At 40.1% G+C, this 21930-nt stretch carries 21 protein-coding genes and 2 pseudogenes; 10 read left to right on the forward strand and 13 right to left on the reverse strand.

Going from position 1 to position 21930, the window contains the following annotated elements:
* Window positions 1-66: 66 nt before the first annotated feature.
* The 6 genes and pseudogenes from metH to AC6H0A_RS06680 form a co-directional block, all read right to left on the reverse strand.
* Window positions 67-3754: pseudogene (gene metH, locus AC6H0A_RS06655) on the reverse strand (methionine synthase).
* 104 nt (window positions 3755-3858) lie between these two features.
* Entirely contained in the window at window positions 3859-4362 is a 504-nt protein-coding gene (gene napF, locus AC6H0A_RS06660; protein WP_005643099.1) for a ferredoxin-type protein NapF, read from the reverse strand.
* Window positions 4362-4973, reverse strand: coding sequence for a Tat proofreading chaperone DmsD (dmsD, locus tag AC6H0A_RS06665; protein WP_179230826.1), 612 nt, complete (start codon window positions 4971-4973; stop codon window positions 4362-4364). The genes napF and dmsD overlap by 1 nt, the downstream gene beginning before the upstream one ends.
* A 94-nt stretch (window positions 4974-5067) precedes the next feature.
* Window positions 5068-5907, reverse strand: coding sequence for a dimethyl sulfoxide reductase anchor subunit family protein (locus tag AC6H0A_RS06670; RefSeq protein ID WP_179230827.1), 840 nt, complete (start codon window positions 5905-5907; stop codon window positions 5068-5070).
* Between the two features lies 1 nt (window position 5908).
* A complete protein-coding gene (locus tag AC6H0A_RS06675) occupies window positions 5909-6526 on the reverse strand; it encodes a DMSO/selenate family reductase complex B subunit (protein ID WP_218832288.1) in 618 nt (205 codons plus the stop codon).
* 10 nt (window positions 6527-6536) lie between these two features.
* On the reverse strand, window positions 6537-8957 hold the full coding sequence (locus AC6H0A_RS06680; protein WP_179230828.1) for a DMSO/selenate family reductase complex A subunit: 2421 nt from the start codon (window positions 8955-8957) through the stop codon (window positions 6537-6539).
* Between the two features lie 296 nt (window positions 8958-9253).
* Between AC6H0A_RS06680 and AC6H0A_RS06685 the strand changes: the two genes are divergently transcribed.
* The 4 genes and pseudogenes from AC6H0A_RS06685 (at window position 9254) to AC6H0A_RS06700 (ending at window position 11551) form a co-directional block, all read left to right on the forward strand.
* Window positions 9254-10360, forward strand: coding sequence for a transglutaminase-like domain-containing protein (locus tag AC6H0A_RS06685; protein ID WP_497512594.1), 1107 nt, complete (start codon window positions 9254-9256; stop codon window positions 10358-10360).
* Window positions 10361-10379: 19 nt separating this feature from the next.
* Window positions 10380-10696, forward strand: a pseudogene (locus AC6H0A_RS06690) (hypothetical protein).
* Window positions 10697-10704: 8 nt separating this feature from the next.
* Window positions 10705-10983, forward strand: coding sequence for a heavy-metal-associated domain-containing protein (locus AC6H0A_RS06695; protein ID WP_005643113.1), 279 nt, complete (start codon window positions 10705-10707; stop codon window positions 10981-10983).
* A gap of 22 nt (window positions 10984-11005) precedes the next feature.
* On the forward strand, window positions 11006-11551 hold the full coding sequence (locus AC6H0A_RS06700; protein ID WP_044233266.1) for a hypothetical protein: 546 nt from the start codon (window positions 11006-11008) through the stop codon (window positions 11549-11551).
* A 47-nt stretch (window positions 11552-11598) separates the two neighbouring features.
* Here AC6H0A_RS06700 and sodC read toward each other — a convergent pair whose 3' ends face one another.
* Together sodC and folB are read right to left on the reverse strand one after the other, a co-directional pair.
* Window positions 11599-12171 carry a superoxide dismutase family protein gene (gene sodC, locus AC6H0A_RS06705; RefSeq protein WP_005643116.1) on the reverse strand — a complete coding sequence of 191 codons (573 nt, stop codon included), beginning with the start codon at window positions 12169-12171 and terminating at the stop codon, window positions 11599-11601.
* A gap of 87 nt (window positions 12172-12258) precedes the next feature.
* A complete protein-coding gene (folB, locus tag AC6H0A_RS06710; RefSeq protein ID WP_005643117.1) occupies window positions 12259-12615 on the reverse strand; it encodes a dihydroneopterin aldolase in 357 nt (118 codons plus the stop codon).
* An 82-nt stretch (window positions 12616-12697) separates the two neighbouring features.
* Here folB and plsY point away from each other — a divergent pair, with 82 nt between their 5' ends.
* From plsY to rpoH, 5 genes are all read left to right on the forward strand, one after another.
* Complete coding sequence (gene plsY / locus AC6H0A_RS06715; RefSeq protein ID WP_497512595.1) at window positions 12698-13297, forward strand: glycerol-3-phosphate 1-O-acyltransferase PlsY; 600 nt, start codon at window positions 12698-12700, stop codon at window positions 13295-13297.
* Between the two features lie 41 nt (window positions 13298-13338).
* A complete protein-coding gene (gene narQ / locus AC6H0A_RS06720) occupies window positions 13339-15042 on the forward strand; it encodes a nitrate/nitrite two-component system sensor histidine kinase NarQ (protein WP_005643120.1) in 1704 nt (567 codons plus the stop codon).
* A 75-nt stretch (window positions 15043-15117) separates the two neighbouring features.
* Window positions 15118-16143 (forward strand): UDP-N-acetylmuramate dehydrogenase, encoded by a 1026-nt coding sequence (gene murB / locus AC6H0A_RS06725; protein WP_005643123.1) that lies wholly within the window; start codon window positions 15118-15120, stop codon window positions 16141-16143.
* 25 nt (window positions 16144-16168) lie between these two features.
* Window positions 16169-16480, forward strand: coding sequence for a DUF2322 family protein (locus AC6H0A_RS06730; protein WP_005643124.1), 312 nt, complete (start codon window positions 16169-16171; stop codon window positions 16478-16480).
* A 137-nt stretch (window positions 16481-16617) separates the two neighbouring features.
* On the forward strand, window positions 16618-17463 hold the full coding sequence (gene rpoH / locus AC6H0A_RS06735; protein WP_005632815.1) for an RNA polymerase sigma factor RpoH: 846 nt from the start codon (window positions 16618-16620) through the stop codon (window positions 17461-17463).
* Between the two features lie 52 nt (window positions 17464-17515).
* Here rpoH and AC6H0A_RS06740 read toward each other — a convergent pair whose 3' ends face one another.
* Window positions 17516-17881 carry a helix-turn-helix domain-containing protein gene (locus AC6H0A_RS06740; RefSeq protein WP_005643125.1) on the reverse strand — a complete coding sequence of 122 codons (366 nt, stop codon included), beginning with the start codon at window positions 17879-17881 and terminating at the stop codon, window positions 17516-17518.
* A 126-nt stretch (window positions 17882-18007) separates the two neighbouring features.
* Here AC6H0A_RS06740 and AC6H0A_RS06745 point away from each other — a divergent pair, with 126 nt between their 5' ends.
* Complete coding sequence (locus tag AC6H0A_RS06745; RefSeq protein WP_005643128.1) at window positions 18008-18577, forward strand: hypothetical protein; 570 nt, start codon at window positions 18008-18010, stop codon at window positions 18575-18577.
* Between the two features lie 42 nt (window positions 18578-18619).
* On the opposite strand, the gene dusC is transcribed toward AC6H0A_RS06745, so the two are convergent.
* From dusC to rph, 4 genes are all read right to left on the reverse strand, one after another.
* Entirely contained in the window at window positions 18620-19555 is a 936-nt protein-coding gene (dusC, locus tag AC6H0A_RS06750; protein WP_005643129.1) for a tRNA dihydrouridine(16) synthase DusC, read from the reverse strand.
* Window positions 19555-20421 carry a co-chaperone DjlA gene (gene djlA, locus AC6H0A_RS06755; protein WP_005636320.1) on the reverse strand — a complete coding sequence of 289 codons (867 nt, stop codon included), beginning with the start codon at window positions 20419-20421 and terminating at the stop codon, window positions 19555-19557. The genes dusC and djlA overlap by 1 nt, the downstream gene beginning before the upstream one ends.
* A 78-nt stretch (window positions 20422-20499) precedes the next feature.
* A complete protein-coding gene (pyrE, locus tag AC6H0A_RS06760) occupies window positions 20500-21141 on the reverse strand; it encodes an orotate phosphoribosyltransferase (protein WP_070047073.1) in 642 nt (213 codons plus the stop codon).
* A 23-nt stretch (window positions 21142-21164) separates the two neighbouring features.
* Complete coding sequence (gene rph / locus AC6H0A_RS06765; protein ID WP_179230831.1) at window positions 21165-21881, reverse strand: ribonuclease PH; 717 nt, start codon at window positions 21879-21881, stop codon at window positions 21165-21167.
* Between the last annotated feature and the right edge of the window lie 49 nt (window positions 21882-21930).

The raw sequence follows: 21930 nt of genomic DNA on the forward strand, positions 1-21930 counted from the left end.
GCCGTCCATTTAATAAAAGGTGGGATAAATCCTACCCTACAAGTACGGTCAATTTCTGATGAGTTTTTACTTCATCGCCACACCCAACCATTTCATCATCTCTCTCATCCCAACCTTTACGGTTGGCATAATCTTGAGCCTGGTCTTCATTAATGCGACCTAAAGTGAAATAGTTACTTGCTGGGTGGGTGAAGTACCAGCCGCAGACGGAAGCTGCCGGCCACATGGCGTAGCTTTCGGTGAGTTTCATGCCGATGCGTTGTTCTACTTCTAATAAATCCCAAATCAAGGCTTTTTCCGTGTGTTCCGGGCAGCTTGGATAGCCCAGTGCAGGGCGAATGCCAACGTAGTTTTCATTGATTAACCCTTGGTTGTCGAATTCTTCTTGCGTGTAACCCCAAATGCGGGTGCGTAGCTCAAAGTGCAGGTATTCAGCCATGGCTTCCGCTAAGCGGTCGCCTACGGCTTGTAGCAAGATGGCGTTGTAGTCGTCACCTGCAGCTTTGTAGCCTTCTACTAAATCCATTTCTTCAATACCGGCGCACACGGCGAACATGCCGAACCAGTCTTTTTTACCGCTTTCGCGATCGGCGATAAAGTCGCTTAAGCAGAAGTTAAATGGGCTTTTACTGTTTTTTCCGCGTTCAGTTTGTTGGCGTAAACCATAAGCAGTGCCAATAGGTTGTGTGCGTTCTTCATCAGCGAAAAGCACCACATCATCGCTCACACGTTCCGCAGGGAAAATACCTAAAATACCGCTTGGGTTGAGTTTGTGGTTTTGTTCTAATTCATCCAATACCACTTGTGCATCGTTCCACACTCTGCGTGCTTCTTCACCGCCTTCTGGATAATCAAAGGCATCTGGATAGCCGCCCATTAAACCCCAAATATGGAAGAATGGCGACCAGTCGATAAATTTACGCAGTTCGGCAATTGGTACGTTTTTAAATTCCACAATGCCCGTTTGTTTTGGCGTTGGTGGCACATAATCCGCCCATTCGCCGCTAAAGCCATCAAAGCGGTTTGCTCGTGCTTCTTTAATGCTAAGCTGTTTACGCAGTGGTTTACGGTTAGAGAAAGATTGCTGAATTTTCTCGTAATCTTTCTTGAATTTTTCCCACAATGCTGCACGGCCTTCTGGGTTCATTAAAGTTGCACACACCGTTACCGCACGGGAGGCGTTCGAGGTATAGAACACGCCATGTTGTTTATATTTTGGGTACAGTTTAATGGCGGTATGCTCTTTCGATGTAGTTGCCCCGCCAATCAACACTGGCAAGTTCAGACCTAAACGCGTCATTTCACCGAGGAAGTATTCCATTTCATCAAGGGACGGGGTAATCAAACCGCTCAAGCCAATAATATCCGCCTTTTCATCAATGGCAGTTTGAATGATCTTGTCCGCAGGCACCATTACGCCCAAGTCAATCACTTCAAAGTTATTACATTGCAACACTACGCTCACAATATTTTTGCCGATATCATGCACGTCGCCTTTCACGGTGGCAATCACCACTTTACCGTTACTAGAACCTTTTTGTTTGGTGGCATTGATAAACGGCTCTAAATATGCCACGGATTGTTTCATTACGCGTGCGGATTTCACCACTTGCGGGAGGAACATTTTGCTGTCGCCAAACAAATCACCCACCACATCCATGCCTGCCATGAGTGGGCCTTCGATGACCTCTAACGGTGTTGGTAATTTTTGGCGAGCTTCTTCGGTGTCTTCGATGATGTGCGTGGTAATGCCTTTCACGAGGGCGTGTTTTAAGCGCTCTTCCACCGGCCACGTACGCCATTCGGCGACAGAATCCACCGCACTTTCATCGTTGCCTTGATTGCGATATTTTTCCGCAATATCCAGTAAACGTTCTGTGCCATCTGGTGTACGGTTTAATACGGCATCTTCGATTATATTACGCAATTCAGGATCAAGATCGTCATAAATGGCAAGTTGCCCCGCATTCACGATCCCCATATCCATGCCTTGTTTGATGGCATGATAGAGGAATACCGCGTGAATAGCCTCACGCATGACGTTATTTCCACGGAAAGAGAAGGACACGTTTGACACACCGCCCGAAATTTTCGCATGCGGTAAAGAGCGTTTAATACGACCTGTGGCGTTGATGAAATCCACGCCGTAGTTATTGTGTTCTTCAATCCCCGTGCCAATGGCGAAAATATTCGGGTCAAAAATAATGTCTTCTGGCGGGAAGCCTACTTGATTGACTAAGATGTTATAGGCACGAGTACAAATTTCTACTTTACGCTCTTCGGTATCAGCCTGCCCCACTTCATCAAATGCCATTACCACAACGGCCGAACCGTATTTACGCACCAATTTAGCCTGATGAATAAATTTTTCCTCGCCCTCTTTTAAAGAAATAGAGTTAACGATTGGTTTACCTTGTACAGATTGCAAACCTGCCTCAATCACTTCCCATTTGGAGGAGTCGATCATCACCGGCACTTTGGCTGCATCGGGTTCGGTTGCCATAATGTTGAGGAAACGGGTCATGCATTTTTTGCCGTCGAGCAAGGCTTCGTCCATGTTCACATCGATCACTTGCGCGCCGTTTTCTACTTGGTCGATGGCAATTTCAATAGCTTCTGCAAATTTGTCTTCTTTGATTAAACGTTTAAATTTCGCGGAACCCGTCACGTTATTTCGTTCGCCCACGTTCACGAATAGGCTTTCATCATCAATATTGAGTGGCTCTAAGCCTGACAAACGCATTGCGGTTTTAATTTGCGGTAATTTGCGTGGTGGGATGTTTTCTACCGCTTCAGCAAAGGCTTTAATGTGTTCCGGTGTGGTGCCGCAACAACCGCCGATAATGTTCACAAAACCACTTTCTGCCCACTCTTTTAAGTGAGCGGCCATCTCTTCTGCCCCTAAATCATAACCACCAAAAGCATTTGGCAAGCCCGCATTCGGATGCACAGAAACATAGGTTTCACTGATTTTTGAAAGCTGTTCTACATATTGGCGTAATTCTTTTGGACCTAACGCGCAGTTCAAACCGAAAGTGAGTGGTTTTACATGACGGAGGGAGTTATAGAAAGCCTCAGTAGTTTGCCCAGAAAGGGTACGCCCTGAAGCATCGGTAATGGTGCCAGAAATCATGATTGGCAATTCCACGCCTAATTCTTCGAATACACTTTCAATGGCGAAAACGGCCGCTTTCGCGTTAAGCGTGTCGAAAATGGTTTCGATCATAATTAAATCCGCCCCACCTTCGATTAAGCCTTTTGTTGCTTGGGCATAAGCATCCACTAATTCCATAAAAGTCACATTACGGAAACCAGGATCATTTACATCGGGTGAAATGGAGGCTGTACGGTTTGTTGGACCTAAAACGCCCGCGACAAAGCGAGGTTTTTCTGGCGTGCTATATTTATCTGCTGCCAAACGAGCTAATTTTGTGCCAACAAAATTGAGTTCATAAGCAATAGATTGCAAGTCGTAATCCGATTGAGCAATCGTAGTTGAACTAAAAGTATTGGTTTCAATAATATCTGCACCCGCTGCTAAATATTTCTCATGAATAGCGGAAATTAGCAGTGGCTGAGTCAATGTCAGTAAGTCATTATTACCGCGTAAATCGACCGCACTTTCCTTAAACCGCTCGCCGCGAAAATCTGCTTCGGTGAGTTTATATTTTTGGATCATCGTCCCCATCGCACCGTCTAAAATGAGAATACGATTTTCTAGAGCTTGTTTAAGTTGAGCGGTTTTATTCACCATAATTATTTTATTCCATAAATATTAATAAATAACGAAGGAATAATAGGTGTAAGGGCTAGGGGTGTCAAATGTTAGAAGGAAAGTACGGTGGAAAATAAAGGTTTTTATTTAAATGTAATGGCTGCGACAAAACAGATAATTTTACATTCTCCGCATCCGTTGCAACGTTCATTATCAATTTCTAACATGCTGGAAATCGCTTGTTGTGGGCAAGCGGTTTGGCAATCGGTGCAACGTTGATTTTGCTTGATTAAGCACTTGGAAGAAAAGTTTGGGCGGAGTAGGGTATCTGCCGAGAAATGAGAGTGAAGTGCGTGAGTAGAACAGACTTCTGCGCATTTGCCACATAAGTCACAGGGGGCATAGTCAATTTCAAGTACAGCTTGATTTTGTACTAAGCGTATTAAATTGTTAGGGCAAGCTAATATACATTCTCCGCAACCGTTACAGACTGCGGAAAATAAATCTTCTTTCGCTGCAAAAGGTGGGCGTGGTAAATTTTTTTCAGACACAACAGTTTTTTTCGCGGTAAATAAACTGCGAAATAATCCGCGGCGGGAAATCTGGTTGTGGCTTAGATAAGCCTGATAATAGGCTTCGTTTTTCATTATCGATAGAATCTAACGTTTGGCACATCAATATGCAAATTAGCTTGCCACTGCTGCAAGGTTTGTGCGGTGAGTAAGGCAAGCCCTTGATAGAACGGCGTATTTTCAGCGTTCGCTAGCTGCGTTAAAAAATGGTTTGCCCAAGTCAGGAAGTGCTCACGCAGAAATTCTACCACTAAGTGCGGTCGATTTTCTGCAAGATAAGCGGTCAGCATTAGCATTAATCCGATATGATCTTCCGGTTCATCTTGTTCGGCTTGAAAAGAAATTTGATGATGACGGAGAAAATCGCGCAATGCCAGTAAAGAATTACCAAAAATCACACATTCAGGATCTAAATAAACAGAACCCCAAGGCGGTGCAAGCAATTCGTTTGGGCCGATAAATAGGCGTTGGTATTGATCGTTCAGATCTTGATTTAAGCTTTGTGCAATAAGTGCGGTTGTTTTTTCACGAGTTTTTTCATCCCATTCAATTTCCCATTCTTGCGCCCAAGTGGATTGCCGAAAAAAATCTAAAATATCGGCAAGACATGAATCGCTCGGTTCATAATAAAAAGCCGCGCCGAGCAAGCGCCCGTAAAGGGAAATCTGTTGAAAGGTGTTTTGCATAAAATCTCCGAAAAAAATGACCGCACTTTGGTATTTATTAATTTAGTGATTGGTTGTAGCGTAGGGGCGTATCGCATACGCCCATACATATAATTTACCCTGCAATGGCCATTCCATAAGTCATATGTAATCCATAAAACAACACACGACCAATGCCTTCTGCAGCTAAGGTTAAAATGACTGCGCAAGCTAATAATCCTGCATTTTTCGCACGGAATAAAAGGAAGGTAGCAATGGCTAATAAGCATAAACGAACAGCTGTCATCATAGCGTAACCCGGCACAAGTGCAGCGGCATTTTGGATAGAACTATGAATGCCTTGCAAGCTAAAGCCTTGATATACTGCAACCACGGCTGCGAATAATACAGCAAGGGCAAAGAGGCTTGGCACAAGATTAATTTGATAATCGCGTTGTTTGTTCGGCATTAATAATGCATAAGATAACGCTAAACCGTCTAATGCAACAGTAAGATAGAACGCCCAAGATGTTAATGGCGTGTTCCATGTTGGTACGCTGGCGATGTGATAAACCTGATTCATCACATACATAAATACCACGCCCACAAGTGCGGTTAAAATTAGCCATAAATTACCAAGCGCCGACGGCATTTTACCTGTGATAGCAATTAGCCAATAGAAACCGGCAAGCGCAAAGAAAATGGCACCTGCGGCAATTTCGTTACTCATCATGGATTCGCCCACGCGATTTAATGAATTAAACGCACGAGCCGGTGTACCAAGGTGCATAATTGAGGCGATAAAACCTAAACCTAAACACGCTAACACCACAAACATGGCTTTGTGGATGTAAGTGCAGCTTTTCTCATTTTTTTCGCCAAGTAGCACAAAAGTAAAAACAAGCCACACACCGACCGCACTTTGCGCCAATACAGTGAAAAAAACTAATGGAAGTTCATGTAATCCTGCGTTCATCTTACACCTCTCTTGGGTTGCCTAAGAACCCAGTGGTATCGCCACTTGGGCGGGCATTTTTATTCGGTTTCACCACTAAATTTGGATGCGTGATATCTGCCGGTGGCAATGGAGCGATAGCGGCTTGTTCGCCATATTTTGCACGAAGTTCATCAATTGGCGCAAAATCTAATGCGCGTAATGGGCAAGCATCCACACAAATCGGTTTTTGACCGGATTTCACTCTAGAATAACAGCCATCACATTTTGTCATATGGCCTTTTTGCGCATCGAATTGCGGTGCATCGTAAGGGCATGCCATATGGCAATAACGGCAACCGATACAGGTTTCTTCATTTACAATCACGAAACCATCTTCGTTTTTGTGCATTGCACCTGTTGGGCAAACCTTGGTACAAGCCGGAGCTGCGCAGTGGTTGCACGAAATCGACATATAATAAGCGAACACATCTTGATGCCAGCAACCGTCTGCTTGTTGGTTCCAGTTGCCGCCTGTATATTCATAAATACGGCGGAAATTTACATCCGTGCCTAAGTCTTTGTAATCTTTACAGGCTAATTCGCAAGTTTTGCAGCCTGTACAGCGTTCAGAATTAAAATAAAAACCATATTGTTCCATAATCTATTCCCTACAAGCGTTCCACTTGAACTAAATTAGAATGTTGCGGATTGCCTTTCGCTAGTGGCGATGGGCGTTGAGTGGTGAGTACATTAATACAACCTGAATGATCGATACGATCTTTATCAGGTGCATACCATGCCCCTTCACTCAAGGCGACGACACCTGGAATAATACGTGGAGTAACTTTAACATTAATGCGCACTTCACCGCGATCATTAAAGATACGAATCATATCGCCATTTTTAATATTGCGTGGCGCGGCATCAATTGGGTTCATCCACACTTCTTGTAGGTTCGTGGCTTTTAGCACATCCACGTTTCCATAAGTGGAGTGCGTTCTTGCTTTATAGTGGAAACCGCTAAGTTGTAACGGATATTTTTCCATTAATGGATCGCCGTAATGCTCAAAACTTTGGGCGTGAATTGGTAAAGGATGAATTACTTCATCTTTTGCTAATTTCCAAGTTTTTGCTATTTCAGCTAAGCGAGAAGAGTAAATTTCAATTTTACCTGATGGCGTTTTAAGTGGATGCGCCTCTGGATTATCACGGAAATCTTTATATGCGACTTTAAAACCATTAGGATCAACCTTTTTAAAAATACCTTGTTGTCTAAACTCTTCAAAAGTTGGCAATTCAGGCAATTTTTCTCGAGATTGTGCATAAATGTGGCGTAACCATTCCTCTTGTGTTCGTCCTTCAGTAAATTTTTCCTTTACGCCCATTTTCTCAGCTAAATCACTCAACATATCGTAAATAGGTCTGCATTCAAAAGATGGTTTGATCACTTGATCTGCAAAAATGACATATGCCATATTGGATACAAAGGCATCTAAAGCGAAATCCATTTGTTCTGATGCAGTACAATCTGGTAATAAAATATCACTATATTTTGCAGTAGATGTCATATGATTATCGATGGTAATGATCATTTCACATTGGGTATCATCTTGTAGAATATCGTGAGTACGATTGATTTGTGCGTGCTGATTAATCAAACAGTTACTTGCATAGTTCCAAATCACTTTAATTGGTGCAGATAACTTATCAACGCCACGAATACCATCTGTAAGTGCGGTCATTTCCGTGCCGCGAATAATTGCATCTGTCCACAAAAACATTGGAATACTAGCTTTTACTGGGTTTTTTAATGTTGGCATACGTACAAAAGGAATGCTATAAGCACTTTCACGCGCACCGGTATTCCCGCCATGAATACCCACGTTACCGGTTAAAATTGGCAACATAGCAATGGCGCGCGAAATTAATTCACCATTACTGCGGCGTTGTGGCCCCCAGCCTTGAGCAATAAATGCCGGTTTTGTACCGCCGATTTCACGTGCAAGTTTAATAATGCGATCAGCCGGAATACCAGTGATTTTTGCTGCCCATTCTGGTGTTTTAGCAATACCATCATCGCCTTCACCTAAGATATAGGCTTTGTAATGGCCATTTTTGGGTGCACCTGCTGGTAAAATTTTTTCGTCATAACCTACGCAATATTTATCTAAGAAAGGTTGATCCACGAGATCTTCTTTAATCATTACATAAGCTAACGCAGAAACGAGAGCTGCATCTGTGCCGGGACGAATCGGAATCCATTCATCTTCACGCCCTGCCCCCGTATCATTATAACGAGGATCAATAATAATCATTTTGGCATTGGAACGAGCTTTGGCTTGTTCAATACAATAAGTTAAACCACCTCCACTCATACGAGTTTCTGCAGGATTATTACCGAATAACACTATTAATTTGGTGTTTTCAATGTCAGCCATTCCATTTCCCAATGCCCAACCACCCCCATAGGTATAATCTAAACCGACAGCAATTTGAGCGGTGCTGTAATCACCATAATGATTTAAATAACCACCAATACAGTTCATAAACCGCGCCACCATGGTGGAGGCAGGCGGCCAAGATTTCGCCATTGTGCCACCAAGCGTACCTGTGCCGTAGTTCAAATAAACAGATTCATTGCCGTATTTTTCGATATTACGTTTGAGTGCATCGGCAATTTCAGTTAAGGCTTCATCCCAACTAATACGTTTGAATTTACCTTCACCGCGTTTCCCTACGCGTTTCATTGGGTATTTCAAACGGTTAGGATTATATACACGGCGACGCATAGAACGTCCCCGTAAGCAAGCACGAACTTGATGATCCAGATTATAGGTTTCGGTGCCGGTATTATCGGTTTCTACATAAGTAATGCGATTGTCTTTTACATGCATACGTAATGGACAACGGCTACCGCAGTTTACCGTGCAAGCACTCCAAACAATTTTTTCTTCACTGCTTTCCGCTGCAACAGGCGTTTCTGCCGCCATGGCATTAAAAGGCAAGGTAATATCTGCCGCCGCAATCGCTGCACCTGCTGATGATGCTTTAATAAAATTTCGGCGACTCATTTGATCAAAATTACCCATAGTATCATTCCCCCACAGTCAGATTGAGTAATAACTAAAGAGCGTTGATTCAATCATCTTTTAAAAAATGAAAGTTTGCGTTAGATCACATAATTAAAAATAGGTAATAAAAAAATCGCAAAAAGATGATTAAAATCAAAGTGAAATAATGATAACTATTATTAATCATTTAGTTATTACTTTGTCTAAATCATCAATTGAATTCATCTTTAAAAATCTTTTACTATGGGTTCATCCACAATTAGTTTATCTAATGTGTTAAGTTTTAACTGTTAACTAACTAGAAGGATCTTTTCATGAGGAAACTTATCGCCACAGCGGTGCTTTCCGCGTGTTCAATGGCTTATGCCAATACCAACACCCCAAACTACAATACTGATTCTCATCTGTATGAATTCACTCAAACCTACGATTTGGTCGCGCCAAAAGGCTCGCAAGGACAAACCAATTTATGGGTTCCATTGCCATTTAATGGAGAATACCAACAAGTGAAATCGATTCACTTTGAAGGTAATTACATGAACGCCTATGTAACAGAAAACAATAAATACGGTGCGAAAACCTTATTTGCCACTTGGGATAAAGATGCACAAAAACGTGATTTAAAAGTCACTATGGTCATTGAAACAAAAGACCGTGAACCGATGGTGAAAGGTGCTTTAGAGAATTATACTCCGCCAAAAGATATTCAGTATTCCGTGGATGTACAGGAGTACTTAAAAGCTACTCAACACATTAAAACTGATGGCATTGTGAAAGAATTTGCTGACAAAATCGTAGGTAAAGAAACCAATCCATTAAAAAAAGCTGAGTTGATTCACCAATGGATCGTCAACAATATGGAACGTGATAATTCTGTTTTAGGTTGTGGTGACGGCGATGTAGAAAAAATTCTTACCACTGACGTATTAAAAGGTAAATGTACCGATATTAACTCTGTATTTGTGGCGCTTGCTCGTGCGGCAGGCATCCCAGCCCGTGAAATTTTTGATATTCGCTTAGGTGCGGCAGAGAAAATGGGCAAATATTCCAAAGGTGCTTTCGGTAGTGCAAATGAACAAGGCATCGCAAACGTAAGTGGCGGTCAGCACTGCCGTGCTGAATTCTACCTTGCAGGGTTTGGATGGGTACCAGTTGATTCCGCAGACGTTGCCAAAATGCGTTTAGCAGAGAAAAAATCTATTGAAGATAAAGATACACAAGCCGTAGCAAAATATTTGTTTGGTAACTGGGAAGCAAACTGGGTCGGATTGAATCATGCCCGTGATTTCGATTTATATCCACAACCAGAACTGGCTCCAATCAATAACTTCTGCTACCCGTATGCAGAAGTGGGTGGTGATCCGTTAAATTCCTTTGATCCAAAAGAATTTAAATATGACTACGTCTCTAAAAAACTCTAATAAATCCTTTTGAGTTGCCATAGCCACCGCACTTAGCGCTGCGGTGGCATCAACCTTGTGCTGCATCGCACCATTAATTTATTTAGTATTTGGTGTGTCGTCCACTTGGTTGATCGGCTTAGGCGAATATGATTATTTGCGTATTCCTATGCTTATCGTTTCATTATGCGCCTTCGCCTATGGATTTTGGCTGTTGATGTTTTCCAAAAAATCATTTGTAGCAAATATATTTCCCGTAAAAAACTCATCGTTTTATATTGGATTGTATTTATCATGATGATTTTTTTCTTAACCTATCCGACAATTTTGCCTTGGATTTTAGAATTAGCTAATTAGGAATAAAAATGAAGAAATTATGTACCGTACTTTTGCTTTCTCTGTTTGCTATTTCTTTCGCCCATGCGAATGAAACCAAACAAATTGTGCTAAAAGTAAAAGAAATGAATTGCCAGCTTTGCGCTTATTTAGTGAATAAAGAGCTACGAAATATTGATGGCGTGATTTCCACTAAAGCCTCCATTAAAGATAGGACTGTGACTGTTGTAGAAGATCCAAAAGTTCCTGATGAGCAATTGATTAATGCAATTCATAAATTGGAATATACGGCGGAAGTGGTTAAATAAATTATACACTTATCTAAAAAGTATGAAAAATTATCTCATTTTATTTTTAAGCTTTCTTATCATTGGCTGTACTCAAATTGTAACTAGACCACCTATAACTCAATACAACCCACAAAAACATGTAAGAATTAGAGTCATTCTCGAACGAGAAAAAGGGGAGCAACGACAATCATATACGAATTTCAAAGTAGTAGAGAATGGAAAATATAAAGAATATGGCTTTAAAGTATTTCTACTTGATGGATATGTAGCAGATAAGGAGATTATTTCTCTTGGCATGCCAAATAAACCTAAGCTTTACAAAAAATATGCAGAAAAAAGTTATCGGGAATTTATTATACCAGCTGAGAGTGAAGTAATCTTACCAAATACAAAAAGTATATATTGTGATGAGGCATGGTTTTTTAAAACTTGTTACGAACATGTAAGTTCAAGTAAGTTTGTAGCTCATGCAGGAAAAGATTATGAGATTATTAATTCATATCACGTTTATGAAATTTTAAATGAACAAGAAAGTAAAGAAATTGAAAGAAACAGTGAGAGCCTTGGCAGTCGGAGAATACCATAAAAAAGTGCGGTGAAAATTCACCGCACTTTTCGTTTCGAACAATCGAATTATTTAATCACGCCACATGCCATACGTGGGCCGCCACCGCCAAGTGGAGCTGGATGATCAGAGTGGTTATCACCACCAGCATGGATCATAATAGAGTGACCGCGAACATCATCTAAATGTTTAAGACGTGGTGCTAAAACAGGATTAGTTGCAGTGCCATCATATAATACAGTTAATGCAGGTAAATCACCTAAGTGTGCATCATCTTGCCATGGATAACCATGTTGTTTTGCACTTTTAGGATCCCAGTGACCACCAGCGCCTAAACCTGCTGTCAATTTACCCTCTTTTTCTTTTGGCTCACAGCTTGGGTTTTCATGGATGTGGAAACCATGTAAGCCTTCGCTTAATCCTTGTAAATTAGGGGTAAACACAAGGCCATAGTTAGATTCAGTAATAGTCACTGTACCTACATCTTTGTTACCGTTTACTGGATCAAGTTGTTGCACTTTCACTTCAATAGAAGCACCTTTGGGTGCCATATTGTGATCATGATTATGCTCATGTGCTTGGGCAACACCAACTGAACATACCGCACTAACCGCTAGTGCTAATAAGGTTTTCATATTCATTGCAATCTCCTTTATTGCAGTAAAAACTCATGACTATTTTAGTCAATTTCGTTTAAAAAGCCGACAAATTTTTACGAAAATTTCACATTATTTTAAACATCCACGTACAATCAATACACCAACATTTCGAGCTTGCGCTACGGCTTTCGGTTTACTCAATTTAATTTTTAATCCTTGAAGTTTATAACGCGACTCAAGCAAATCCGCCACTTCATAAGCCACTCGCTCAATCAACAAGAAAGGTTTACTTTCCACATAATCAATTATCACTTGGCTCACTTCAGCATAATTCAAACAATATCCAACATCATCCGTTTCCGCCGCTTGTTTACAATCCCAAGCCATTTCCAAATCAAACACAAGCTTTTGCTTAATTTTCTGTTCCCAATCATATACGCCAATTTGAGCAAAAACAGTCAATTCTTCAATAAAAACACGATCCATAAGATTTCCTCTAAAATTATTGTAGGCGTATACTATCAACTTTGGGTAGAATAACGAATAATTTTTCTTGCTGGAGTACAAAATGAGCCTTTTTGCCCTTTTTTATATGCTTTGTGCCTATCTTTTAAGCTCTATTTCCAGTGCTATTCTAATTTGTCGCGTTGCAGGCTTGCCAGATCCTCGTCAAAATGGATCAAACAATCCAGGTGCGACAAATGTGCTTCGTATCGGAGGCCGTTGGTCTGCTCTCGCAGTACTGATTATTGATATTTTAAAAGGCATGACACCAGTATGGGTTGGTTACTATTTAGGACTCACACAATTTGAATTAGGTATGGTAGCACTAGGTGCTTGCTTGGGGCACATTTTCCCCATTTTCTTCCAATTCAAAGGCGGCAAAGGCGTCGCAACCGCTTTCGGTGCAATCGCACCAATTTCTTGGGCTGTAGCAGGCTCTACATTAGGCACTTGGGTCTTCGTTTTTCTTATCAGCGGTTATTCTTCATTAAGTGCGGTTATTTCTGCTTTACTTGTGCCTTTTTATGTGTGGTGGTTTAAACCGGAATTTACTTTTCCCGTTGCCTTGGTCTGTTGTCTATTAATTTATCGTCATCACGATAATGTTCAACGTTTATGGCGCGGTCAAGAAGATAAAGTTTGGGCTAAATTTAAAAAGAAATAAAAAATTCACCGCACTTTTCTAAATTTCCACTGGAGTTTCCTGTGCATACTAAACGTTCAGTTTCCACTCGTATTGCTAAATATTTATTCATCATTCTCATTGTTGCTGGCGTGATTAGCTCGCTAAGTTTGGCAATTATGAGCAGTAATAAATATGACGCAGAAGCCATTAATATTTCAGGATCTTTGCGGATGCAAAGTTATCGCCTGCTCTATGAAATGCAAGAACAACCAGAAAGTGTGGAAACGAACTTACGTCGTTATCATATAAGCCTTCATTCATCTGCTTTATTGGAAGTCCAAAATCAATTTTTCACACCTAATGTATTAAAACATTCCTATCAAAACATTTTGCAACGTTGGACGAACATGGAAAAATATGCGCGCCAACACGATGTAAAAAATTATAGCAATCAACTCACTGACTATGTGGCAGATGTTGATTATTTTGTGTTTGAGCTACAACGTTTCAGTGAACAAAAATGGATTTTGGGCGTATCGGTGCTCTTTTTCGCGATGTTGTTAATTTTAGTCATGGTGTCTTATGTGATTTGGTACACACAGCGAGAAGTCGTAAAACCACTGCACTTAATGACGAAAGCCAGTATGCAAGTGCAAACGCGTCAATTTAATCACATTCCGCTTGATACAACAAAACAAAATGAACTCGGTACATTGGCGCGTATTTTTACACAAATGTCCACGGAGCTTGGGCAGCTTTATTCACGTTTGGAAGAAACAGTAAACGAAAAAACACAAAAGTTACGCCAAACCAACCACTCTTTGACGACCCTTTATCAAAGTTCTCAAATTCTTAATGCCAACACGATCAACGATAAAGTATTAAGCCAAGTGCTTGACCACATTCTGGTCAGCGAGAATTTGAAATATATTAAAGTTGAAGTTATGGGTGCAGAGCATTGGGATATTGCTTTTGGTACTCAAGATTTAGACTGCTCTTTACAAACTGAGATACTTTCAGTCGATAACGAAGAATTCGGTGCGCTCTCTTGGCAAGCAGGATTGCCTTGCCCCGATCCGAGAATGATGCAAAACCTTGCTCAAATGCTTGCACGAGCCCTTTATTTCCAAAAAAGTTTACGTCAACAAGAACAGCTCTTATTGATGGAAGAGCGGTCAATTATCGCGCGAGAATTGCATGACTCGTTGGCTCAAGTGCTATCATTTTTACAGATCCAGCTTACATTACTTAAACATAACTTGAAGAAAGAAGGTGATTCATCCAAAGAACAAAGTTTGGTCATTATTCGTGATTTCGAACAGGCTCTTTCGAGTGGATATGCACAATTACGCGAGCTTTTAGCCACTTTCCGTTTAACTATACAAGAAGCTAATTTACAGCTTGCGCTAGAACAAGTGATTGACTCATTACGTTCACAAACAACGATGCAAATGAACGTTAATTGCCAATTGCCATCACAAAGTTTGAACCCACAACAACTGGTTCATGTGCTACAAATTGTACGTGAAGCCACCACCAATGCGATCAAACATTCTCAAGGCACAGCAATTGAAATTAGCGCCAAAATTAATGCAGAAGGCGAATACGAAATTTTAGTTGAAGATAATGGTATTGGTATTCAAAACCTTGAAGAGCCTGAAGGTCATTACGGGTTAAATATTATGACTGAACGTAGTCGCCAACTTAACGCAGAATTTAACATCATCCGTCGCGAACAAGGCGGTACACAGGTGAAAATCACGCTTCCACACGCTTTATGTTGATTACGGTGGATATAATGATTCATAGCAACTGGTATAAAAGATAAATTTTTTATGCTCCCGACAATGGTATTTTAAATGCAAAATTTACAACCTTTTCACACTTTCCATATTCATGCTAATGCTCGTGAAATTATTGAAGCTCATAGCATTGAACAACTGCAACAAGCATGGGCTCATTCAAAAGCGGAAAATTTACCCGCACTTTTTCTAGGTCAAGGCAGTAATATGCTATTTCTAGATGATTTTAATGGGGTGGTGATTTTAAATCGTTTAATGGGCATTACTCACCAACAGGATTCTGATTTTCACTACCTGCATGTGAATGGCGGTGAAAATTGGCATGAATTAGTGGAGTGGTCTATTAACAATGGTATTTATGGATTAGAAAATCTGGCTCTGATTCCTGGATGTGCTGGCTCTGCATCCATTCAAAATATTGGTGCATACGGTATTGAATTTAAAGACGTATGCGATTATGTGGATGTACTTAATTTAAACACGAATGACACCTTCCGACTTGACACAGAACAATGCGAATTTGGTTATCGTGAAAGTATTTTCAAACATCGTTATCAACAAGGTTATGTGATTACAGCGGTTGGGTTAAAGCTCACAAAAAATTGGCAGCCTATTCTAAAGTATGGTTCGCTTGTAGAGTTCGCTCCCAAAACTGTCACCGCTAAACAAATTTTTGATGAAATCTGTCATATCCGCCGAAGTAAATTACCTAATCCAAATGAATTTGGTAATGCGGGGAGTTTCTTTAAAAATCCAGTTGTCAGTTCAGAACATTTTGATGAAATCAAAAAGCATCACGAAAATCTGCCGCACTTTCCGCAGGCAGATGACTCAGTGAAATTAGCAGCAGGCTGGCTGATTGATCAATGCAATCTTAAAGGTTTTCAAATTGGTGGCGCAGCCGTTCATGAAAAACAAGCATTAGTGTTAATTAACAAAAGCGGGGCAACAGGACAAGACGTAGTCAAACTCGCCCATCACGTTCGCCAAACTGTTGCAGAAAAATTCGGTGTATATTTACAGCCTGAAGTACGATTTATCGGTGCAACTGGCGAAGTAAATAGTGAGCAAACTATCGCATAATTTATATAGATTAAGGAAATAAATCATGAGCTTTAAAGAAATTTTAGAAACCTTACCCACAATCGAGCATTTAACCGGTTTAAATGTGATGGATGGTGAGACTATTATCCACAACATTCCAGCCATACCCGGTAAATTAGGTTCTCTTCGCCTTTATAATGCATTGGCTAAAAAATTTAACGGGAAATTAAACCGCACTTCCGCACAACAAGGTGTTGAATGGTTTGCAGAACACGTAGAAGATGCTAAAGCGAATCCAGGCAAGCATCCGAACATTGATTTACTATTTAAAGTAATTAATGAAAATCTTAATTTAACCCTGATTCCACTTTGCTAATTAATCAGAATTATTTAGAATAATTGAACTTTTGATTGATAAAACCTGTCTTATTAACAAATTGGTTCAATAAGATAACTTATTGTGCTATAACTAAGCACATTGATTGGCAAAAGCCAAAATAAAGAAGGGAAACAATGGATAAAGAAACACAAATGATGTTAGTTCCTCAAGGCAGTATCGAAGGTTATATTCGTGCGGCAAATGAATATCCGATGCTGACCGCAGAGGAAGAAAAGGAATTGGCAGAACGTTTGTATTATCACGAGGATTTAGATGCTGCGAAAAAACTCATTTTGTCGCATCTTCGCTTCGTGATCCATGTTGCACGTGGCTATTCTGGCTATGGTTTGCCACAAGCTGACTTAATCCAAGAAGGTAATATCGGCTTAATGAAAGCTGTTAAACGTTTTAACCCTGAAGTTGGTGTACGTTTGGTGTCATTCGCCGTGCATTGGATTAAAGCTGAGATCCACGAATATGTTCTTCGTAACTGGCGTATCGTAAAAGTAGCGACCACAAAAGCTCAACGTAAATTATTTTTCAACCTACGCAAAACTAAACAACGTTTAGGCTGGTTCAATGAAAATGAAGTTGATCTCGTTGCAAATGAATTGGGTGTTTCCAAAGAAGATGTGATCGAAATGGAATCACGTATGAGCGGTGCGGATGTAGGTTTTGATTTACCTACTGATGATGCAGAAACAGAGACTTATTCTCCCGCCCTTTATTTGGAAGATAAAAGTTCCAATTTCGCAGCAGAGCTTGAAAATGAAAACTTTGAAAGCCAAGCAACCGAGCAATTAGGTGCAGCGTTACAAAGTCTGGATGCGCGTAGTCAGGATATTATCAAAGCTCGTTGGTTAGATGATAACAAAGCTACATTACACGATTTGGCAGCAAAATATAATGTCTCTGCGGAACGTATTCGTCAATTAGAAACCAATGCACTGAAAAAATTAAAAAGTGCGGTGAGTTTTTAAATAATTTAGAAAAAGAAAACCTGCTGATTAGCAGGTTTTTATTGATTTCAATTCAGCCCTTAGTTTCTAACAATGAAATCACCTTCTTTAACGCTTTGATTTCATTTTCTTTCGCGGCAAGCAATTCCTTTAATTTCTCGTTTTCAACAGCAAGTTTCTCACTTGTACCAAAATAATTATTGTAATTAGAATGATTATCTCCTATTGAACAAATCACAAAACGCTCATCATCTAAAAGTTGTGCAATATTGATATTAAAAATTTGCGCAATTTGCTTCAATTTTTCTACACTAACTTTCGTTTGCCCACATTCAATTTTTGCATAACCTGTTGTGGACATACCCAATTTTTCAGCTACATCCTCCTGTGTCCAATGATTCATGTCACGCATAATTTTTATTTTTTCTGATAATTCCATAATTCACCTAAAGTCATATTTTAACTCTTTAAGCGTTTTAAATAGCTCTTAGAGTGACTGGATTAAATTTTATCTAAATATAACATAGCAATTATTTAGAACCAATTTTCATTTAAGGAAATTAATATGAAAAAATTCATCTCAATTTTATCGTTAAGTATTATATTATTCATTACAGGGTGTTCTGCTACGGTTAATACAACCCAACGAGAAGATGTTTATAAATCTCAAAACTACACTAAAATAGACTCATCTATAGTTTTGGGTGAATTCTCTTATGAACCAGCTAAATTAGGTAAAGTTAGAGAAAGCCAACCAGAAAATACTGCTATGGGAACGATCTATTTTGATCAAAGCATTGGAGAAATGGTTAAACACTTTACTGCAAAAGAGTTATCGATGACTGGAATCAAGGTTGGTATAGGTAAATTAACAATTTTGGGAAATGTAAAAAAATTAAAAATTGATGATTTAGGATACAGTGTTGATTTTAGTTATACTATTAACTATAAGCTCTTAAAGAATGGGGAAATCGTATGGGACAAAGATTACTCCCCGACTATAGTGACTGTATCAAAATTTGAAAGTTCTCCACGGGAAATGATCACAAGCCAAACCTATAGATTAATTGCATCAGGATATGAAAAATTTATTAATGATAACGGTGTGAAAACATTATTAGAAAACAACAGATAAAAAATGTGCGGTAAAATCTTTTCAATTTTACCGCCTTTATATTTACGTGATATGACTAAGGATTTCCTGAAAGTCTCTCAATATGTGGCAAGCCTTAATCTTATCAAACACTTGGTTCGCTTCATCATATTCCTTATTCAAATAACATAACCACTGTTTAATTCGTGCCACATGATAAAAGCCACTGTCATATTCATTTTCAACATTAGCATATTTTTGCAAGATTTTTTGAATCTCGCACCAAGGCATTTTTTCTGCATTTGATTTCAGAACATGACTTAAATTCGGAATATTCAACGCGCCTCGTCCCACCATTAAATCCTGGCAGCCTGTTTGAGATAAGCAATCTTGACCATCTTGCCAATGCCAAATTTCTCCGTTAGCAATAACAGGAATGGATAAACGCTCTCGGACTTCACCAATTTTTTTCCAATTAATTCGATCTGCACGATAACCATCAGCTTTTGTGCGTCCATGGACTATAATTTCTGTTGCTCCCCCCTGCTCTACCGCATCAGCGATTTCAAAAGCTTGAGAAATATCATCCCAGCCTAACCGCACTTTTACACTAATAGGGAATTCACTTGGCACGGCTCTGCGTAAGGCTTGAGTGGCACGATAAATCAATTCAGGCTGTTTCAATAATGCCGCACCGCCATTACTGCCATTCACTGTTTTAGAAGGGCAACCACAATTTAAATCAATGCCATGAGAACCAAGCTCGATTGCACGAATCGCATTTTCAGCAAGGCATTCTGGATGCTGCCCTAGCAACTGCACTCGCACAGGCGTGCCAGAAGAAGTAAAGCCCTGATTTTTTAATTCAGGGCATAAACGATAAAATACTTTTTCAGGGAGAAGTTGATCAACTACGCGAACAAATTCTGTTATACATAAATCGTAGTCATTCACTTCGGTGAGAAGTTGACGCACAAAGGGATCTAGAACCCCTTGCATAGGCGCAAGAATAACACGCACTATTTCCAGCCTTTTGCTTTACAAATTAAATCGTAAGCGGCTTGAATCTGTTGAGTTTTTTCTTTTGCCATTTCCATCATTTCTGGAGGTAACCCTTTTGCCACGAGTTTATCTGGATGGTGTTCATTCATTAAACGACGATAAGCACGCTTAACCGTGTTTTGCTCGTCGGACTCAGTCACACCCAATACTTTATAGGCATCATTTAAAGTTGGACCAGAAGCATGTTGGTAACCACCACTATTTTGTTGCTGATATTGGTAGCCACCTTGATAGGCACCTTGTTGATATTGCTGATAGAAACCGCCTTGAGTAAAAGCTCGAGCAGCCATTTCCATCGCAATCATTTGTTCAAATTGCATACGAGAAAGACCAAGCTCTTCAGCGATCACATAAAGTACTTCTTTCTCATTTTCGTGAAGTTCTGAATCGGCAAAAGCCGCTTGAACTTGTACTTGTAAAAACATTCGCAATAAATCAGCACGTTGCCCACAACCAATGCGAAATTCACGGATAACTTGACGAATCGGGAAATCAGATTCTTTACCACGACGAAACGCATCCTGCGCTAATTTACGCCCCGCATCATCCAATTTAAGCTGAATCATTAATTGATTAGCTAATTGAATATCTTCTTCTGTTACACGCCCTTTCGATTTACTTAAATGTCCTAGCACCGCAAAGGTGGTTTGCATAAACAAGTCTTGACGCGTTGTTTTCTTTTTAAAGAAACTGGAACTTACCGAACCAAGCTCATACAATTTTTTATCTGCAATAGAACCTAAAATGAGCCCAGCAATCGCACCAAAAAATCCACCAACTTTCCAACCTAAAAATACACCTATAATTTTTCCAATAAATCCCATTCTTTCCCCTGTTAAGTCAAAGTGCGGTTATTTTTATAATGTTATTTATAATGATGACAAAAATTTATTTCTCAAGTTTTATACGCCAAATTCGGCACGATAAGCACGCATTTCTGGCAAATGGCTACTGTATCGAGGATCTTGTTCGATAAATTGCATCAAATCATCTAAATCAATAATTGATAGCACTTGGCATTGATAATCACGTTCAACTTCTTGAATTGCAGAAAGCTCGCCTTTTCCTCGTTCTTTACGGTTTAAGGCGATCAATACTGCCGCAAGCTCTGCCTCATTTGCACTAATTAATTCCATAGATTCACGGATCGCAGTACCAGCCGTAATCACGTCATCCACAAGCAAAATTTTTCCTTGCAATGGGCTACCAATTAAATTGCCGCCCTCTCCGTGATCTTTAACTTCTTTGCGATTAAAACACACGGGTTTATCAATACCATAACGATTAAATAACGCCACCGAAACTGAAGTGCCAATTGGAATACCTTTGTAAGCCGGGCCAAAAACAACATCAAAATCTACCGCACTTGCCTGAATTGCCGCAGCATAGAACTCACCTAAACGCGCTAAATCTGCCCCCGTATTGAATAAACCCGCATTGAAAAAATACGGACTTTTACGCCCCGATTTCAAAGTAAATTCTCCGAATTTCAATACATTTCTGCTTAAAGCAAATTCGATAAAATCGCGTTTATATTGTTCCATTTTTTAATCCCTATAAACTGTGTCTATAAGCCTAGCGCCTCGCGTTGAGTGATGAAAATTTGATTACAGCCTTGTTTCGCTAAATCTAATAATGTTAATAATTCTTCATGGCTAAATGGCTCGCCTTCTGCGGTGCCTTGTACCTCAATCATGCGACCATCTTCCATCATCACAACATTCATATCGGTTTCCGCGGCAGAGTCCTCCACATATTCCAAATCACAAACAGCTTGACCATCAACAATCCCTACAGAAATCGCTGAAACTAAACCTTTAATTGGGTTAGTTTTTAACGTGCCATTCTCAATTAAACCATTGATCGCATCACATAATGCGACAGCAGCACCAGTAATGGATGCAGTACGCGTGCCACCATCTGCTTGAATAACATCACAATCTAAAGTAATCGCACGTTCACCAAGTGCTTTGAGATCCACCATCGCGCGCAAAGAGCGGGCAATTAAACGTTGAATTTCCATTGTGCGTCCACCTTGTTTACCTTTAGCCGCTTCGCGTTGCATACGACTATGTGTTGAACGTGGCAACATTCCATATTCAGCCGTGACCCAGCCTTGCCCTTGTCCTTTTAAGAAACGCGGAACAGCATCTTCCACGGTTGCAGTACAAAGCACTTTGGTATCACCAAATTCAACAAGTACAGAACCTTCAGCATGCTTGGTATAGTTACGAGTGATTTTAATTGGGCGGGGTTGATTATTTTCTCGATTATTTGGACGCATAGTTATTCCTTGATATGGTTTCGAACGATGTAATAAAAAAGCGCACTAT

The organism is Haemophilus sp. THUN1692 (assembly GCF_059704395.1).

Bases quoted from the DNA above. Each gene is read 5' to 3' on its own strand.
- napF (WP_005643099.1), bottom strand. From the start codon at position 4,362: ATGAAAAACGAAGCCTATTATCAGGCTTATCTAAGCCACAACCAGATT.
- dmsD (WP_179230826.1), bottom strand. From the start codon at position 4,973: ATGCAAAACACCTTTCAACAGATTTCCCTTTACGGGCGCTTGCTCGGC.
- AC6H0A_RS06670 (WP_179230827.1), bottom strand. From the start codon at position 5,907: ATGAACGCAGGATTACATGAACTTCCATTAGTTTTTTTCACTGTATTG.
- AC6H0A_RS06675 (WP_218832288.1), bottom strand. From the start codon at position 6,526: ATGGAACAATATGGTTTTTATTTTAATTCTGAACGCTGTACAGGCTGC.
- AC6H0A_RS06680 (WP_179230828.1), bottom strand. From the start codon at position 8,957: ATGGGTAATTTTGATCAAATGAGTCGCCGAAATTTTATTAAAGCATCA.
- AC6H0A_RS06685 (WP_497512594.1), top strand. From the start codon at position 9,254: ATGAGGAAACTTATCGCCACAGCGGTGCTTTCCGCGTGTTCAATGGCT.
- AC6H0A_RS06695 (WP_005643113.1), top strand. From the start codon at position 10,705: ATGAAGAAATTATGTACCGTACTTTTGCTTTCTCTGTTTGCTATTTCT.
- AC6H0A_RS06700 (WP_044233266.1), top strand. From the start codon at position 11,006: ATGAAAAATTATCTCATTTTATTTTTAAGCTTTCTTATCATTGGCTGT.
- sodC (WP_005643116.1), bottom strand. From the start codon at position 12,171: ATGAATATGAAAACCTTATTAGCACTAGCGGTTAGTGCGGTATGTTCA.
- folB (WP_005643117.1), bottom strand. From the start codon at position 12,615: ATGGATCGTGTTTTTATTGAAGAATTGACTGTTTTTGCTCAAATTGGC.
- plsY (WP_497512595.1), top strand. From the start codon at position 12,698: ATGAGCCTTTTTGCCCTTTTTTATATGCTTTGTGCCTATCTTTTAAGC.
- murB (WP_005643123.1), top strand. From the start codon at position 15,118: ATGCAAAATTTACAACCTTTTCACACTTTCCATATTCATGCTAATGCT.
- AC6H0A_RS06730 (WP_005643124.1), top strand. From the start codon at position 16,169: ATGAGCTTTAAAGAAATTTTAGAAACCTTACCCACAATCGAGCATTTA.
- rpoH (WP_005632815.1), top strand. From the start codon at position 16,618: ATGGATAAAGAAACACAAATGATGTTAGTTCCTCAAGGCAGTATCGAA.
- AC6H0A_RS06740 (WP_005643125.1), bottom strand. From the start codon at position 17,881: ATGGAATTATCAGAAAAAATAAAAATTATGCGTGACATGAATCATTGG.
- AC6H0A_RS06745 (WP_005643128.1), top strand. From the start codon at position 18,008: ATGAAAAAATTCATCTCAATTTTATCGTTAAGTATTATATTATTCATT.
- djlA (WP_005636320.1), bottom strand. From the start codon at position 20,421: ATGGGATTTATTGGAAAAATTATAGGTGTATTTTTAGGTTGGAAAGTT.
- pyrE (WP_070047073.1), bottom strand. From the start codon at position 21,141: ATGGAACAATATAAACGCGATTTTATCGAATTTGCTTTAAGCAGAAAT.
- rph (WP_179230831.1), bottom strand. From the start codon at position 21,881: ATGCGTCCAAATAATCGAGAAAATAATCAACCCCGCCCAATTAAAATC.